The organism is Shimazuella soli, assembly GCF_022511585.1.
Taxonomy (GTDB): Bacteria; Bacillota; Bacilli; order Thermoactinomycetales; family Thermoactinomycetaceae; genus Shimazuella; species Shimazuella soli.
This window is the reverse complement of sequence record NZ_JAKWBN010000008.1, coordinates 23,663-36,422: the sequence shown is the minus strand read 5'-3', so window position 1 is coordinate 36,422 and position 12,760 is coordinate 23,663. Positions and strand designations below refer to the sequence as shown.

General features: G+C 38.2%; 15 protein-coding genes. 3 read left to right on the top strand and 12 right to left on the bottom strand.

Going from position 1 to position 12,760, the window contains the following annotated elements; genetic code table 11:
* Positions 1–285: 285 nt before the first annotated feature.
* Entirely contained in the window at positions 286–1,557 is a 1,272-nt protein-coding gene (gene hflX / locus MK805_RS14825) for a GTPase HflX (protein WP_240876679.1), read from the top strand.
* Between the two features lie 55 nt (positions 1,558–1,612).
* Here the strand turns inward: hflX and MK805_RS14820 are convergent, their stop codons facing one another.
* Together MK805_RS14820 and MK805_RS14815 are read right to left on the bottom strand one after the other, a co-directional pair.
* Positions 1,613–2,068 carry a peptidoglycan recognition protein family protein gene (locus tag MK805_RS14820; RefSeq protein ID WP_240876678.1) on the bottom strand — a complete coding sequence of 152 codons (456 nt, stop codon included), beginning with the start codon at positions 2,066–2,068 and terminating at the stop codon, positions 1,613–1,615.
* Between the two features lie 246 nt (positions 2,069–2,314).
* A complete protein-coding gene (locus MK805_RS14815) occupies positions 2,315–2,590 on the bottom strand; it encodes a peptidoglycan recognition protein family protein (RefSeq protein WP_240876677.1) in 276 nt (91 codons plus the stop codon).
* A 111-nt stretch (positions 2,591–2,701) separates the two neighbouring features.
* Here MK805_RS14815 and MK805_RS14810 point away from each other — a divergent pair, with 111 nt between their 5' ends.
* Positions 2,702–3,277, top strand: coding sequence for a protein-S-isoprenylcysteine O-methyltransferase (locus MK805_RS14810; protein WP_240876676.1), 576 nt, complete (start codon positions 2,702–2,704; stop codon positions 3,275–3,277).
* A 148-nt stretch (positions 3,278–3,425) separates the two neighbouring features.
* On the opposite strand, the gene thyX is transcribed toward MK805_RS14810, so the two are convergent.
* The 3 genes from thyX to MK805_RS14795 all read right to left on the bottom strand — a co-directional run bounded on the left by thyX (position 3,426) and on the right by MK805_RS14795 (position 6,700).
* The gene (gene thyX, locus MK805_RS14805; protein WP_255724684.1) at positions 3,426–4,112 is read right to left on the bottom strand and encodes an FAD-dependent thymidylate synthase; all 687 of its coding nucleotides are present in this window, start codon (positions 4,110–4,112) and stop codon (positions 3,426–3,428) included.
* 329 nt (positions 4,113–4,441) lie between these two features.
* Positions 4,442–5,350 (bottom strand): NAD(P)/FAD-dependent oxidoreductase, encoded by a 909-nt coding sequence (locus MK805_RS14800; protein ID WP_240876675.1) that lies wholly within the window; start codon positions 5,348–5,350, stop codon positions 4,442–4,444.
* A 795-nt stretch (positions 5,351–6,145) separates the two neighbouring features.
* Positions 6,146–6,700, bottom strand: a complete 555-nt coding sequence (locus MK805_RS14795; RefSeq protein WP_240876674.1) for a cupin domain-containing protein — start codon at positions 6,698–6,700, stop codon at positions 6,146–6,148.
* Positions 6,701–6,851: 151 nt separating this feature from the next.
* On the opposite strand from MK805_RS14795, the gene MK805_RS14790 reads away from it, so the two are divergent.
* A complete protein-coding gene (locus tag MK805_RS14790; protein WP_240876782.1) occupies positions 6,852–6,998 on the top strand; it encodes an ATP-binding protein in 147 nt (48 codons plus the stop codon).
* 120 nt (positions 6,999–7,118) lie between these two features.
* On the opposite strand, the gene MK805_RS14785 is transcribed toward MK805_RS14790, so the two are convergent.
* From MK805_RS14785 to MK805_RS14755, 7 genes are all read right to left on the bottom strand, one after another.
* Positions 7,119–7,304: a hypothetical protein gene (locus MK805_RS14785; RefSeq protein WP_240876673.1), complete on the bottom strand. Its 186-nt coding sequence runs from the start codon at positions 7,302–7,304 to the stop codon at positions 7,119–7,121.
* A gap of 64 nt (positions 7,305–7,368) precedes the next feature.
* The gene (locus MK805_RS14780) at positions 7,369–7,773 is read right to left on the bottom strand and encodes a FliH/SctL family protein (protein ID WP_240876672.1); all 405 of its coding nucleotides are present in this window, start codon (positions 7,771–7,773) and stop codon (positions 7,369–7,371) included.
* A 272-nt stretch (positions 7,774–8,045) separates the two neighbouring features.
* A complete protein-coding gene (locus MK805_RS14775) occupies positions 8,046–9,572 on the bottom strand; it encodes a YifB family Mg chelatase-like AAA ATPase (RefSeq protein ID WP_240876671.1) in 1,527 nt (508 codons plus the stop codon).
* A gap of 279 nt (positions 9,573–9,851) precedes the next feature.
* On the bottom strand, positions 9,852–10,361 hold the full coding sequence (locus tag MK805_RS14770; protein WP_240876670.1) for a hypothetical protein: 510 nt from the start codon (positions 10,359–10,361) through the stop codon (positions 9,852–9,854).
* 174 nt (positions 10,362–10,535) lie between these two features.
* Positions 10,536–10,898 (bottom strand): hypothetical protein, encoded by a 363-nt coding sequence (locus tag MK805_RS14765; protein ID WP_240876669.1) that lies wholly within the window; start codon positions 10,896–10,898, stop codon positions 10,536–10,538.
* Positions 10,895–11,602: a tetratricopeptide repeat protein gene (locus MK805_RS14760; protein ID WP_240876668.1), complete on the bottom strand. Its 708-nt coding sequence runs from the start codon at positions 11,600–11,602 to the stop codon at positions 10,895–10,897. Before MK805_RS14760 ends, MK805_RS14765 begins: the two co-directional genes overlap by 4 nt.
* A 111-nt stretch (positions 11,603–11,713) precedes the next feature.
* Entirely contained in the window at positions 11,714–12,706 is a 993-nt protein-coding gene (locus tag MK805_RS14755; protein WP_240876667.1) for a methyltransferase domain-containing protein, read from the bottom strand.
* Between the last annotated feature and the right edge of the window lie 54 nt (positions 12,707–12,760).

Genomic DNA, 12,760 nt, shown 5'->3' with positions numbered 1-12,760 from the left:
AAAACTCTGTAGATACAGAGTTAGTGGGATTCGTCTACCTTTTTCGATGGGAAACCAGAATTTGCATACAAAAAGAGGGTATGATAAGACAAATCTGCCCTCTTTTTGTTATGCTTTTTTATCGTACATTACAATTAGATAGAAAAACATATCCACAGCTACGCAGATTCTTTTTTATCAACAAAGATAGGCAACCCTAAAAATTGATTGCTTTGCGACATCCATTAGCAAGGATAGTACTTCTATCCATGAAAAATAAAAGAAGAATAAAGTGAGGTATGCTAATTGGAACCATTACAAAAAGCAATCATTGTTGGAGTAAAACTACAACATCAGGAAGATTTCGAAACGAGTCTAATAGAGCTTGCAGATTTGGCTGCGGCATGTGATGTAGAAGTTGTAGGAGAAGTAGTGCAAAAACTCGATCACATCCAAGCATCTCATTATATTGGCAAAGGAAAAGTAAAAGAAGTTTTACGTCAAATCGATGAAAAAGAAGCAAATCTTGTCATCTTTAACGATGAACTCTCTCCTACCCAAATTCGCAACTTAGAAGCAGATTTGGATTGTAAAGTTATCGATCGTACCATTTTGATCTTGGATATTTTTGCTCAGCGGGCAAAGACAAAAGAAGCTCAATTACAAGTCGCAGTTGCACAATTGCAATACATGCTACCTCGTTTAGTTGGGCTTAGAAAATCGCTTGGAAGACAAAGTGGTGGTGTCGGAACGCGTAATAAAGGGATAGGAGAGAAAAAACTAGAACTAGATAGACGAAAAATTGAGGAGCAGATTGATCGTTTAAATAAGGAATTAAGGTTACTCGTTTCCCAGCGGCAAACACAACGGAAACAGCGAAAAAAAAGCGGTATTCCCATCGTTTCACTTGTTGGATATACCAATGCAGGAAAATCAACGATCATGAATGCTATCGTAGAGCAATCTCAACACATTCCCGCGAAACAAGTATTTGAAAAAGATATGTTGTTTGCTACTTTGGAAACCACCATCAGAAAGATCCAACTTCCGGATCAAAAATCCTTTTTGCTAACTGACACAGTCGGTTTTGTAAATAAGCTTCCACACCATCTGGTCAAGGCTTTCCGATCTACACTAGAAGAAGTAAAAGAAGCTGATTTATTACTGCATGTCGTCGATTTTTCCAATCCAAATTATAAGCAAATGATGGAAGTAACCGATCAAGTATTAAAAGAAATAGGTGTGGAAAATATCCCTGTTATTTATGTTTATAATAAAGCAGACTTAATCGACTTCAGCATTCCATTGGTAGAACAAAGCGCAGTTACTTTGTCTGCACAAAAGCGAATAGGAATAACAGATTTATTGCAGATGATCCGCAAAGAAGTATTTAAAGACTATCAGCAATACGAAATGCTGATTCCTTATTCACAGAACCATCTTCTCGCATATTTAAAAAGCAAAGCAACTATTTTATCGACCGAGTATGAGGAAAATGGTGCAAAAGTTATTGCCGAATGTAGACAGGCTGATATTGAGAAATATCTTCCTTATGTAGTTCAAGAAAGTCATATGTAACCTATAAAGGCTATCCTCTTGGATAGCCTTTCAAACTGAATATCGGATATTTTTGCTATGTGGTTGGAGGATACATATCATTCAACATTTTTTGCAATGCGCGAAGATCGAACCCTCGTTTTAACAAAAGTACACAATTTGCGTTAGCTTCCATTGCCCAAGTTACTTTTTCATTGATTTCACTCGGATGTTTGCTACTACGGATACCAATGAGCTGATAATCTTTAAAATAAGATAGATCATACATATTATCTACCATATCATCACTACTTTCTGATTTTACTTGAGCAATAAACGCATCCCAGCCATGTGCTCTCAAATTTCGTGGACAATTTTTTTTGCTCCAATAATGATGCTGCACAACATTACTAATAGGGATGTTATGCTTATTCATCAAATACTTGGTAAGCCATGCAGCGTTTTCTTTTGCTTTTGCAAAATCCCCATCTTGGTTCACACATATTTCTATCGCTAAACTTTTGCGGTTACCTGTTCCATTTGAACCATCCATTTCCCTTCAGTGTGATTCGCAACGTCACACCCGTTCCTTTTTAGGAACTGCTTATAGTTACCTATAAGATGAGACTATATCATCATCCCTAGCAGGATGCCCCCTGTTTCCACTATCATAAGCTTATAGTGTACTCCCTTTCGGGATAGTCGTTGAACCTTACCCAACGGTCATCAAAAGAAAACCGAAAAAAGGTATTGGCTGCTGATTGCCCTATAAAGGGGATTCCAGCAATTAAAGGGGTTATCATCTGCATATTACTATGCAGAGGGGCAAATATTTACCCGCATGCCAAGCCACTTCATTATCAGGTATGGACTGCCAAATTTCATGGTCATCAACGGTGTAATGCCAGCTAGCAGTTCTATTATTTCCCAAGACTTGTAATCTTGCATGGGCATCCGCATCTGCGCCCTTATCTGTATTATCTGTTTCGTGTATCGTAATCCATTTAGGATCCATTGGAATACCAGGTCTTGTTTGTGTATGGCTCTTTGGTATAAATTTTTGTTTTATCTCCATTCTCCTCAACTCCTTTCTCAATTATGATAGATTTAATGATTTAGGAAGGGAACGGCTATCATTGACTTCTATCTTTTTTCACTAATTTTCAATTATGGAGGAAATAAAATAATGTTTACTTACTTTTACATCTTAGGTTTAATTGCCATGTTGGTTATCCGTGCACCTTATAATAAACTAATAAGTAAAAATAATATTATCGATAAACGAAAAACGCCAGAAGTTCTTTTGGTAACGGTCATGACCATCGGAATCTTGATAATTCCTTTTCTCTATTCCATCACAGCTTTGTTTCATTCTAATGATTTTGCGTTCCCCTTGTGGGGTAGATTGTCAGGATTACTTCTATCAATTGCTGCTATTTGGCTGTTCTGGAAATCTCATAAAGACTTGGGATCAAACTGGTTTCCTACCTTAGAAATTCGATCCGGCCATCAGTTAATTCGAACCGGTATTTATCGCTATACTCGACACCCTATGTATGCATCTTCACTCCTTTGGGGAATAGCACAATTCTTAATGTTGGCAAATTGGATTGTAGGTCTCTCTCCTTTTGTTTCATTCTTACTGTTATATCTTTTTCGTGTAAAAAAAGAAGAACAAATGATGCTAGATAAATTTGGAGACGAATATAAATCGTATATGAAAACGACAGGTAGAATCATTCCTCGGTTGTTTAAAAAATAAAAAAGCAAGGAAAACATTTATTAATAATATCCGTTCCCTTGTCGTCTCTCATTTTCACAACCATATTTGTACAAAAAAGAGGTAGAGAATGATCTCATACCTCGCTTGATCGATCGCCATCAAAACAACCGCTTACCAAGTGGTTGTTTTATCTATCGACCAGTTCCTCCAAAGCATGAGGAAAACATGTTTTGCTTAACTCCAAAATAGCTTTGGCATATAATTGAATTTCCTTTTGCGCATCATGCTTCAATCGCTGATTTAAGAAATGACACACGGACTGCAGTGAAGCTGTCCAATACCAGCGAACATACATCCCATATGCAGGCAGAAACAGCCTAGCTTGTTCCGCACATATCCCATCTTTAAGAGCTTGTTCATATATGGCTACCCCAGACTCCACATAATCCATCAACTTTTTCGTATAAGTCTCCCCTAGTTCCCAAACTACTGCTTGTCCGCTTCCTTGTTTGGAATTTTCCGGTTTTTTCCTCCACTCTTCTGCTTTCGGTATATAAAATACTGGCTCTTCTGTGATATATCTCCTGCTAGACTCATTCCAAGCTTCTAAACTATCTCCAGTTCCTTCAAAATGAGCAGAACCTATTACATATTTCCACCATTGTCTAGCGACCATTAAAGGTGCATAAACTTCAAATTGCAACATAGCATGGCGAAATGGTGAAGTATGGCCTTCACGAGCCAAAAATGCAATCAATCTTTTATCTTGATCATTAAGCTCTTTTGATTCTTTGGCATAGGACACTCTAGCAGCATTTACAACCGTTAAATCAGAACCCATATGATTAACCAAGCGAACATAACCTTTATCCAATACATATTGAAAAGAGATAGCAATACCTTCTTTCCTTGAATATCTGTGCAGTCATTCCATTTTGCTGGTGACAGGCCGGTACACAGTGAAGTGAACCAGGCTGTCACACGGCTCCTTATTTGGAGCCAACCAGCAGAGGTCCCCGCTCAGGAGTTCTTACAACTCACTGCACCCAACAGCAAAAGCTACCCTCATTGAAACTCCCGGGAGATCGACCTGTGGTCTATATTCATCATAACCGCCTATCCATCAAAAAGAAACCTAACTATCATGAATTGCCTGAATCCATTTCAAAAAAGCCATTCCCAAAGAAATGACCTTTTCTTAACCTAAAACCTTTCCTCTGTTATATCTGTATTTACAGCTACGGCAGCATTAAAACCATCTGCTGCCGAAAGTATCAAAGCGGAAGGACTAAGTTGTCCATATTCACCTGCGACATAAATATTTTTCTGAGAAGTTCTTCCGAGAGCATCCATTTCTACTGCTTCATTATCTTTTAACTCGCATCCCAATTGTTCTAAAAAGGGATTGGATCGATAAAATTTCGGCGAAATAAATCCACCTTCTCGGTCTCTTATTAATCCAGATGCGAATTCTACTTTCTGCAAATAACCCTCCTTACCATGTAATTTTTTGATTGGTTCCATCACTACTTCTATATCTCGCTTTCTTAATTCTGCTATTGCAAAAGCAGACAAGGTTTTTCCATTTGTTGCAACGAGCAAATCTTTTGACCAATTAAAGACTAACTTAGTCAAATGGAGAACCGATTTTTCCTTCTCAGCTATAACGATGAGAGCTTGATCTCGACGCTCCCAACCATCACAATACGGACAACTATGAAGCGAGATCCCATAATAGTTCTCTATTTCTGGAACCGAGGGATGCTCTTCTTGAACACCTGTTGCTAAAATAATTCGCTCTGCTATGTATTCCTTATCGCCAGATGTAACAATGTGGAATCGGTCATGCCTCTGTTGTTTCATCACTTGATTAATGGTTCCTGCTACCAATTGTACAGATGGATATCGTTCTAACTCCTGAAACCCAATTCGTTTAAACTCTGCTGGCTTTATTCCATCACGGGTAAGGTATCCGTGAGATTCTAATGTTACTCTATTTCGATTGGTTCCATTATCAAACAATGCAACACTTCTACGTGCTCTTCCCAACACAAGAGCAGCATTTAGTCCAGCTGGGCCAGCTCCAATGATCGCACAATCAAATATCATCACTTACTCCTTCATCTTGATTGATTAAAAGTTTCAATCTGTTTATACTCCATCATTTTTACTCTAGAATCTCTTTGATATACTATTTTGGTCAGAGTTTGTTTCCTCTTTTTATATATAGATCTTTATCGCAAATAAAAAAGAAGGGTTTGTTTATATACAGAAAAATACATAAAACTCTCATTAACTTTTACTTGAATATCTTTCACTACTTTATTTAAGTTTTCACAGCAAACCTGTTTACAATAATTAAATTGTTTTTTTACTAAATCTTCGAGACAACAAAATACTAAAGCAAATAAAAAGTATCACTCTTATTTTCATTGACTACGGCCGACTGATTCATCTGTTTTTCCAGACAAATCAGCCAGACGCAGTCTCCACCAGAAGAGTGATGCTACTCCTTTGAATGGCAATGGCTCATGGCGATGCTAACGATTGCGATCACCACAATCACCACAACAATCACTACAGTGACATATGCTTTCATCTTGCCCCACCTAGAAGGATCACTCAAAACTGCTGATTTAACATTATATTAGCATTTCTTTTCACACGAAAACATTTTTAATTATGTATTAAAAAAGTAGACAATAATCATCCACTGCCGAGCACAAAGACCGACTGGATGTCATCTCGGATGAATCCAGTCGGTCGCTAATTTTCACTGGGGTTTTGATGTTGTGAATGATATTATCAATGAAATCTGATTATATTGCTTCCCTTGATAAAAAATGCTGCCAACCATTCATACGAATTACACCATTGATGGATTTTAAAACCAGCTGATTTATTTACCTAATGATGATCATGTTCTTCCCGCATGGCATCTGCTTTCGTTTTATGCACTGTACCAAATGGATGATTTGGCGGTGCATAGATACTATAGAGTTTAAGCGGTTTGTTACCAGTGTTAATAACGTTGTGCCAAGTACCCGCAGGAACCATGATCGCATCATCATCTGCCACTCTTTTTTTGAAATATAAATTATTTTTCGTATCCCCCATGCGAACGACTCCATGCCCCTGTTCAATACGCAAAAATTGATCCACATTAGGATGAACTTCTAAACCGATATCTTCCCCAACCTTAATACTCATCAAAGTAACCTGCAAATGTTTTCCCGTCCACAAAGCTGTACGAAACGTACGATTTTGCTTCGCTGCCTTGTTAATGTTTACAACAAATGGTTTTGATCCATAATCTTTTAATGGAATTGCGTTTGTATAATAATCAGAGTAATAATCGTTTACATAAGATGTATTCCAAAAATCATAGTTTTTATCGTCATATATTGGAACACTCATTGGATATGGATAAGGATAGCTGTAAGGATATGGATGATAATTCATTGCCCTCGTTCCCTTCAAAGCTGTTTATCATCAGCATATGCATTTGTTTCTAGAAGGGTGCCTATTCATGACAATAAACGCGCTCTTCCTAAGGTAACTTCTCGATTTTCTATTGGCTGACGTAAAAGCAGAATTTGTACTCGTGGGATCGATGAATCCATGTCCTTGCGGTTATTTTGGATATGATCAAGATCGATCATGTACATACAATGCCCAGCAAATCCAGCGATATCACGTGAAAATATCAGGATCGTTATTGGATCGAATTGATTTACATGTAGAGGTGCCAATTAAATGATCCAGTAGAAAATGCAAAGTGGTTGTAGGATCGCTACACAGAGGAAGAAAATATGAAAATACTTATAGGGAACCAAATTTTATCCTATAAAGAGGTATGATACAGAGGAACTAGAAAATATCATTCAAATACATCATCAATCAGCATCTGCAATTTGTAAGATGGGAATCCCAGCTTTTTATTTATCACCGAAAGTATCTCATTCAACGTCTTTTGTAGAACTGACATATCATCTTCACGCTTTGCAATCACAATAAAGTTTGCATTTGCCTTATAAAGTGGGCGACCTGTTACATCCGAAGACATAGCAGGTCGCTGTACTCCCTCAGGAACACTGATGCAGGGTTCCTCGCTCAGGCGCCAAAATTACTCACTTCTTGGAGTCTGGAGCGTTAGGACCACTTGTGGCGGGTACACCTTCCGGTCCAGGACCAACATAGCTCTCGTTATACCATACCCACTCAGCGTTGTGTCGCTTCCCGTTGATGGTTCGAGAGCAGTGGACGTAAGCGTACCATCCCATGTTATAGTTGATCTCACACTTCGCTTCCGACTTCCCATCAGCTTCTACGCCTTTGACATAGCCATTGGTGTGACCCTCGACGTAACCGAAGGTATAGCCCTCTCGATAGCCATCCTTATGACCCTTGGAGTAACCCCTCTGGTAACTCTCCTTTTCCGTGAAGTGCTCCGACAGCTTGTATGTTCCGCCCAGAAGGGCCATTACGAACAGAACCAGAGCGATGACCTTCAGTCGCTTGCGACGATTTTCCATTTTTGTACTCCCATGGGGATTGCCTGCATATATAGCAATAATAACATTACTCCATATCTTCTGGATACATATCATTAAAAGCCTTCCATAGCACCTTGAAATCCGTCCCACGCTTTGCAATCAGGATTAAGTTTGCATTCGCTTCCATCATTTCGCTACGGTTTCACATATTTCATCTGTATGTTTGCTACTTCCCTCCTCAGATAGAAGTGAGAGAATTATAGAAGTTAAGGAGTTTTCCGTTCATATGTGTTCATTTACTACCTACCTAATTACTCCCAAAATTTCCGATCCAATGTCCGATACTGGATCGCCTCTGCGATGTGAGCGACTTCTATTTGTTCTTTTCCTGCTAAATCGGCTATCGTTCGAGCTACTTTTAAGATTCGATCATGGGCTCTGGCACTTAGGCCTAAAGTGTCAAATGCTTTGCGAAGAAGTTCTTGGGAAGAAGTATCTAACCTGCAATACTCCCTAATCTCAGATGGGGTCATGGTACTATTACACAATGTGGTAGACTGAGCAAATCGTTCACTCTGAACTTTTCTCGCTTCATTGACACGCCCCCGAACAGTGGCAGAAGATTCATTTGCCACACGGCTGGATAACGTTCCAAAATCTACTCTTGGCACCTCTACATGTAAGTCAATTCGATCCAATAGTGGGCCTGATATTTTGGCGCGATATCGCTGGATTTGCTGAGCATTACACGTACATGATCGATCTTGGTCATATCCGAAATACCCACAAGGACATGGATTCATCGATCCCACAAGCACAAATTCCGCTGGAAAAGTGAGAACCGCACGCGCTCTTCCTAAGGTAACTTCTCGATCTTCTAATGGCTGACGTAATACTTCTAAGGAAGATTTGGAGAATTCCGGTAGCTCATCGAGAAATAATACCCCACGATGAGCTAAACTCACTTCCCCAGGTTTCGGAATTGCTCCTCCCCCTACAAGCCCTGCTTGAGAAATGGTGTGATGCGGGGAGCGAAAGGGGCGTTCCGTTATCAACCTTCCCCTATCTTGAATCAGTCCTGCTATACTGCAAATTTTGGTAACTTCTAAAGATTCTTGTATATCCATGTTTGGTAGAATGGAGGAGATTCTTCGAGCTAACATGGTCTTCCCAGATCCAGGTGGGCCGATGAGAAGCAAGTTGTGTGAACCCGCAGCAGCTACTTCCATTGCTCTTTTCACATGTGTTTGACCTTGTACGTCTGCTAAATCTAATAGTGGAAGAAAAGTATCTGTTGTTTCTTCCATCAGCAAGGGATCTGGCTTCCATTCCCCTTTGAAATACAACATTGCTTGTTGCAAGGTTTCGACAGGAATAATTTCCATGCCACTAACCAGTTCAGCTTCACTAGCGTTTTGGCGAGGAAGTACTACTTTCGTTAACCCCTTTTCTTTGGCTGCCATCACCATTGGCAGAACTCCAGATAAAGGACGCAATGTACCATCTAAAGCCAGTTCTCCTACAATGAGATATTGTTCAAAATTAGGAATCTCACCTTGTCCACTCGCCACAATCACACCTAGTGCAATTGCTAGATCAAAGATAGAACCTTCTTTTTTTATATCTGCAGGTGCTAAATTAGTAGTAATTCGTTGCAGGGGAAAGTTTGCATGACTATTTCGAATCGCTACTCTAACTCTCTCTTTTGCTTCTCTTACCGCAGAGTCAGGTAATCCAACAATATCAAACATTGGTAAACCGTTGCTGATATCTACTTCAACTTCCACTAAAAACCCATCCACTCCAAGAACGCTAGCACTCATCATTTTGGCATACATATCCCCACACCACCGGAACATATTTTCTATAGGTTTATACATTCCACACATATGATCGTATTTCCTGTTTGTAGAAATGAAAAAACAACACTGCAATATAAATCAGTGTTGTTTCTTGCTGAATCATTTGTCCGAAGACTGTTTTATTTAGGTTTACATTTTAACCAGTTTATGAGTCATGAGGAAATCCTCAGCTTTTATTAGTATGAATTGCATATTTTTTAATTTCTACAGTTTATGGGAAGTTCTAACTTCATTATTTATGTGTTTTCATCAAAATTAAAAAAAGTAAGATATAAATGACATGCCTTTCTCTCGTGCATAATCTAATGTTGTATTGATAAATGCCAAATTTCTCATGGAAACTCTCTTTCCAAGCTGGATAAGGGGATCGGATTGTTTTTCTACTAATCTTTCGCTAAACAAGCGGCCAATTGCTTCTAACTTTTCTTCCTCAGAATTGAATTCCATAGCATTTGTTTGATTGGTATATTCTTTGGCTACTAAAATGCTTTTATTTTTACTGTTTATATCCCACCTCCATACATTTTGAAAAGTCCGAGCATGTACTTCTTGAAAAATAAGGTCGGCAACGGACGAATCTTCTATTCTTCTAAACAAAATATAATATAGTGCAAATTGCCTGAGATATAATAATTCCATTCTTATTCTGGCGCTTTCCAATTCCGAATAGAGTAGTTCAATGGCTGAAACCGCTTTCTCATCTTCTTGATTGGCATCCATTAAAAAGTCATGATATACATTTGCAATTTCTGTAATATTCTCCATTGCATTACCTCTTCATTCTTATAAACTAGATGTCCCTAAATAAAACCAAACTTCTCATTTCCAATCACCCTATTGCCATTTATTATTTGATTAATTCTTACTTTTGTAAATAGTTTCTCGAAAATTTTTATCTGTCTAAAAGGATATTTTTGATGTAATCTTTTGTAACAGGTTCTATCTTTCCTTTTTTATCATTGTACAAGTGTAATCCACATAAGCAGCACTCATTTTCATTTGATTTCCTTGTACCTTTATTGTGATCTCATGATGTCGTGGTTCAGGAACCACAATATCATACAGGTTTGCTTTTACATGTTTATAATAGCCAGCTAGCCACTGATGTCTGCCGACCATCGCTTTTAAGTCACCATTTGCTTTGAAAATCATTTGATTGTAGAGTCGACAGCCATTTTTTGTCTCTTTCCACCATCCAACCAAAAGTTTCTCTTTTTGCTGGTGCTCCGCTTCCTCTCTATTCCAAGAGCAGGAGACTATAATGAGAAATACCATACACATCAATACGACTATCGGTTTCATCTTTCATTCCTTTCTTTTTTACCATTATCCATTTCTATCTGTCTCATTAACGCTTTTGCTTGAACATCATCTTCATGTGCTGCTTGATTTAACCAGTAAATCCCCTCTTGCTCATTTTTGTCAATTCCCATTCCCTCATATTGACGCTGCCCTAATAATCTCATGGCCATTACTTGTCCAACATCTATCAAACTACGCAATAAACGCTCGCCCTCTTGACTATTTTGTTCTACTCCATCTCCATCTAATAATCTACCAATCCACTCATACAAAGCTTTCAGATTTCCCCGTTGGTACGCCTGCTTTAACCAATACACCCCTTCCTGTTCCTTCATCGGTTGAAGCTCATCATCGAGTATGTAACTGCCTAGTGCCCACATTGCATCTGTATTTCCTAATTCAGCTGCTTGTCTCAACCAATTTTCACCTTCGGATGTATCCCTACTTTCCTCTTCTATTAATCGGCAACCAAGCTCATACATTGCTGCTGGGTAATGTTTTTCTGCTGCTTTTCTCAGCAATTCCATCCCTAGGCTTGCAGGATCATTTGGATAGACATCCAGGTATAAACTGCCAATTTGTGATGCTTCTGCTAAAAGTGCTAAAGCAGTAGCAAATTCCAATTCTGTTATCCCTGATGAATGGTGTAGGAAATGTTTATTGGACAAATTTTCGAGTAAAAGCTGCAATTCTTTGCTAGCCATCACCATAAAAATAACCTACCTTTCCAAATGATTTATGATAAACGCATTTTTTTATCTTATCAAAAAAGCAACTGGCAGAAAATATTCCTACCAGTCACCTGTATTTTGCATTTAATTCATTTTTAATAGCCATAAATAACTATTGGCAATATCTAAATCAATTCGTTTAGCTAAATCATATCCCGTATTGTTTATAATTCCTTCTAATGAGGAGTAATTTCGTGTATCAATATTTTGCAATCGATGTACAAAATCAAAAGCTGGAGCAAATAGCTCTGCTGGCTGTGCACCTATTTCTGGCGTATAGTTATCCATAAAGAGCATATAACGACTATTTGGAAAGGTTGTCTTAAACGATCGTAACATTTCTACACAAGTTCTATCATCGGTTATATGATGCATGAAAAAGTCACAGATTAATAGATCTACTTCCGGATATACACCTTTGATACTGATATAATCCGCGTAATAAGCATGGATATTTCCTACTGTGTTCATCTGAATATTTTTATTTGCTAGTTCAACCATCTTTGGACTTTTTTCAAAACCTAGTCCATCTAACTCCAATTCTTGACATAAAGATATCAATAATTCACCTGAACTACACCCCATATCACATAGTACACCTTTCGGCTCTAATTCAGAAATGATCTCTTTTAAGACTGGTTTGATTAATCTTCTCTTGATCAAGGAAGCAGAATATGCCACTTGATCTAAATCATAATCTTTTTCAGGTGAAGGAACATATAAATTTTTGGCGATATCCACACTTTTCGCCATTAAATTTCCATATGCATTATACCAGTGGATAAACATATCGATATTTTCCACTACATCTCTCCCAGGCTCAGTTAAAAAATATTGATCTTCTTCATCTTTTACGATATTTGCATAAGTCAATGCTTGAAATGCTCCTATTATCGCCATTGGTTGAGGAAACTTTTCGTTTTTTGTTAGCTCCTCTTTTTTTATCGGTCTCTTTTCTATTATCGGCAGTAAACCAACAGCATGAAGAACCAAAATGGCATGGCAACCAATTCCATAGGTGAACATCATTTCGCTTGTTTTTGATTTTACATCCGAAGAAAACAAGGTTTTTGCCATCGCTATCACTCCTAAGATGTCATCACAGAGTTGAAAGAGCTATACTAATAAACT